The sequence below is a fragment of the Pseudoalteromonas sp. UBA6610 genome (assembly GCF_002433295.1).
GTDB classification, from domain to species: Bacteria; Pseudomonadota; Gammaproteobacteria; order Enterobacterales; family Alteromonadaceae; genus Pseudoalteromonas; species Pseudoalteromonas atlantica.
Window position 1 is genome coordinate 1,962 of the sequence record NZ_DJHW01000074.1, and the last position, 2,340, is coordinate 4,301.

Annotated in this window: 2 protein-coding genes; both read right to left on the reverse strand. The window is 39.4% G+C overall.

The window, feature by feature from the left end; genetic code table 11:
• A partial coding sequence (locus tag B4F91_RS10180; RefSeq protein ID WP_288635708.1) for a BCCT family transporter occupies positions 1-524 on the reverse strand: 524 nt, incomplete at its 3' end.
• A gap of 183 nt (positions 525-707) precedes the next feature.
• Entirely contained in the window at positions 708-2,123 is a 1,416-nt protein-coding gene (locus B4F91_RS10185) for an alanine/glycine:cation symporter family protein (RefSeq protein WP_024033645.1), read from the reverse strand.
• Positions 2,124-2,340: the final 217 nt, after the last annotated feature.

Consider the following 2,340-nt stretch of genomic DNA (forward strand, 5'->3'; position numbering starts at 1 on the left):
TAAATTGCCCAACCATGTAAGCCCCAGTGATACATGGTGGCGCCCATGGCTAAAGAGTGCGCTTCTGGGGTATTTGGCTCTGCGTTCATTGGCATTAAATACCAATCAGTATAATAGGCTGCGGGCTCTGCAACACCCCAAAATAGTAAACCTATCCCCATTCCTGCGGCAAATAACATTGCCAGCCATGAGAGATAACCATGTTCAGGTTTTGCATCAACACCCCCTAAGCGAATTTTACCAAGAGGGGAGAGCGCAAGTGCAAAGCAAAATAATACGAAACCATTAGCAATCAACATGAAGTAGCTATCAAATTTATTGATAATGGCATCTTTAGTTGAGGTAAGTGCTTCTCTGACCACTTCAGGGTCAAGCAATAAGGTAAGGGCAACAAATAGTATGACTAAAAATGCGCTTATTCCAAACACTGGGTTATGAACATCAAACCCCCATTTTTGTACGTTATCTTGACCTACCTGATAATCGGTAGTGTCAATACTGTATTTGTTCAATTGGTCATCCATCATGACTCCTTTATATTATAGATAACAAACTTCAATTTTATAGTACGTAAGTAAATCAAAAAGCGCCTATTACTGATATTTAATTATGGTATATATCTCTGAAATACATTAATAAATTTTTATATAGTTTGAAAGGCAAAAAAAAGCGAGCTAATGCTCGCTTAATAATCTTTTAATTTAGCGTTACTTCCACGCGTTAGGATCAACCTCTTTGGCAAGCTTAGGGTGCTTGTCTTTGTCAAACGTAGGTAATACACCTTGCTTGTTTTGCGCGTTGTAATCTTTTGATAACCACACAACAACGCCTGAAAGCATAAACAGTGCAACTACGTTTACAATAGCCATAAGGCCCATAGAAATGTCAGCAAGTGTCCAAATAATACCTAGTTCACCAATGGCACCAAACATAACCATACCTAATACAAGTAATCTAAATATAAACATTCCTTTAGTAGAGTTGTGCTCTAAAAACATTAGGTTTGTTTCGGCATATGAGTAATTCGCGACAATAGAGGTAAATGCAAAAAACAAAATGGCAATGGCAATAAAGTAAGTACCCCAGTCACCTACGTGCTCTTGTAGTGCGGCTTGCGTTAACTCTATTCCTAATACACCCGATTCAGGCACAAGTTGATTAGACAGTAAGATTAATGAGGCAGTGGCTGTACAGATCACAATAGTATCTATAAATACACCTAGCATTTGCACATACCCTTGCGAGGCTGGGTGCGGTGGATAAGGTGTTGCCGTTGCTGCGGCATTGGCTGCGCTACCCATACCGGCTTCGTTCGAAAACAAACCGCGCTTAATACCTTGGATCATAGCTTGCGTTACACCATAGCCAATTGCACCGGCGCCTGCTTGCTCTAAACCAAAAGCACTTTTTATTATAAGTACAATAACATCAGGTAGGGCAGTAAAGTTAATCGCACATACATATATAGCAACTAGCAAATAGGCAAGCGCCATAAATGGAACAACCATTTCGGCAAAACGTGATATTGTTTTTAATCCACCAAAAATAATAATGCCTGAGCCAATTACAAGTGCAATGCCTACTATATACTTAGGTACATCAAACGCTACTTCAAATGCGGCAGCAATAGAGTTTGACTGTACAGCATTAAATACCAGGCCAAAGGCTAAAATTAAGCATAATGAAAACAACACACCCATCCAGCGTTTGCCTAAACCACGCTCCATATAATAAGCAGGGCCACCTCTAAAGTTGCCATCAGCGTCTTTAGTTTTATAAGCTTGCGCTAACGTACTTTCTGCAAAGCTAGTTGCCATACCTATTAAAGCAATCAGCCACATCCAAAATATAGCCCCAGGGCCACCTAAATAAAGTGCCACGGCAACACCGGCCATATTACCTGTTCCAACACGCGCCGCTAAAGAAGTACAAAAAGCCTGAAAAGAAGAAATCTCATCTCCACCACATTTACGTGAGCCAAACATAACTTTAAACATATGGGGGAATTGTACAAATTGAATAAAGCCTAACCGAATGGTAAAAAAGACACCTGCTGCTATTAATAAGTAGACGAGAACTTGGCCCCAAAGTAAGGCACTTATACTATTTATTATATCTGTCATGAATACTACCTAAGTACATGAGTTGAAAAAGTGCTGGCAACTTACCATAACAAATCAAAAGAGTTTAGTTTTAAAAGCAAAAAAGCAGTCTTATCCACAGGCTTTTGTGGGTAACATGTGTTTTTAATGTGGGGTTCTTATGGGTATAAATTAAATGCAATTTTATTCAATAAAACACTTGCGTATAAAACGTTTCTCCCTATAATGCGACCCCACT